The 1,514-nt window shown below is 48.2% G+C and carries 2 protein-coding genes; one reads left to right on the forward strand and one right to left on the reverse strand.

Annotated features, from left to right (window positions below):
* The coding region (locus A11A3_RS18115) for a hypothetical protein (protein ID WP_237738889.1) at positions 1-652 on the reverse strand (652 nt) is incomplete at its 3' end.
* Positions 653-1,239: 587 nt separating this feature from the next.
* On the opposite strand from A11A3_RS18115, the gene A11A3_RS17875 reads away from it, so the two are divergent.
* Positions 1,240-1,500, forward strand: a complete 261-nt coding sequence (locus A11A3_RS17875; protein WP_157375827.1) for a hypothetical protein — start codon at positions 1,240-1,242, stop codon at positions 1,498-1,500.
* Positions 1,501-1,514: the final 14 nt, after the last annotated feature.

Raw genomic sequence — 1,514 nt, forward strand, 5'->3', positions numbered from 1 at the left:
TAGAAGTGTCCGCAGTAACGGGGTAGAACCCATCCGAGATAGTATTTTCGAAATCCCCATTGGTTAACAGCAACGATGCATAGTGATTGATTCTCATCTGCAGATATGAGGCCGCCTGTGAAGGCTGCAACTCCTGAAAGTACCCATCGAGTTGCAGCTTAGGCAGCACTTTTGACGCCTTACCATCCCACTGATTTCTGCAGCCTTCATTCCATCGAGACTCAAACGAGATAGCGTTCTTAATGGCGGGATAGTGAGATGGAGGGTAATCAGCCAAAAGCGAGCTATCGTTCCGGTATTTTCTTAGGTCGCGATGAACATCCCATGAATCTCGATATAGCTCGACAGCCTGACCAAACCCCGGAAAGCACTGAATGATCATTATTTGACCACCCTCGCCTCCTCCCAGATCTACGTGCCTCATATTAAGAAAGACATATCCCGCCACTCGGCCAAACAAGCACCTCCCAGAGAAGCCCGAAACCCTCGCCCTCAGATACCCTTCAGCAGCCAGCTTCGTGAATTGAGACTTGAGCTGATCTTCACTGAGACCTGCGATCCTCCCAAGCTTGCCCATCCCAATCTGAGCTGCTCCATTCTTATCCGCACTCAAAAGCAATACCGCCAAAAGAACACGATTCGCCGGACTCAACCGAGTCCTCCGCTCACCCTTTCTGGGAGGGAATCCATAAGTGAACACGCGTTCAATTTTTAGTTCATGAAGGGGATCCTCATCAGCCGCTTCTGTCCTCAATGCCCTCAAAAAATCTGGCGATACACTTAAACGCAGCGAAGGCCGCCCCTCCCCACTTTTCGCTCTCTTCTCAAGTAAAATCCCAGCGCCTACCAGCTCCTCAATCGCCCGACTCACAGATCGGTCGGACTGATAGAAATCTCTAGAATAGCCCCCCTTTTGCCTTAGATCTTCTTCCTCATCTCCATGGTCCTTAAGGAACCTACACAAGAAATAACGGGTCGCTGCACTAAGTCGATCCAGAGAATACTGCTTACGAAATTTGCTGGATTCCTGACTGGATGCCTGAAGAGGAACCAACCATATCCTCATAAATTCACTCAAATCCTATTAGTTTTTCGCAATAGTACCCCCCTCATTTTTCTAGCGCCAACTTCAAATAGTACCTTTTAATGTTAATTTTAACGTTAAAATTCACTCTTAACCGGTTACAATCATTTCGATTCAAGGCCGATGAAGAAGCGAACATAGAAACGGGAGGGAGCATGGCCAGGCAACCACAGTCCATTGAAGAATGGCTGAAAGGACATAAAGAGAGGCAGGACTGGATTGATCAGGAATTGCGCAATGAGGGGCTACGACGATTTACCGAAGTTGGGCAGAGCCGAGTTGATGCACTCATTTCAGATCTTAATCAGGCCCTTCCGGAAGGAGCCGACCGAGCAGAAGCTATCCGTAGATTGAAACTGCGTTGGAGAGTCTTTAAATGCACCCAAAAGAACGAGACCTCTGTAGTGGTCAACTAATACCGGACAGTGAT

It is taken from the genome of Alcanivorax hongdengensis A-11-3, assembly GCF_000300995.1.
GTDB classification, from domain to species: domain Bacteria; phylum Pseudomonadota; class Gammaproteobacteria; order Pseudomonadales; family Alcanivoracaceae; genus Alcanivorax; species Alcanivorax hongdengensis.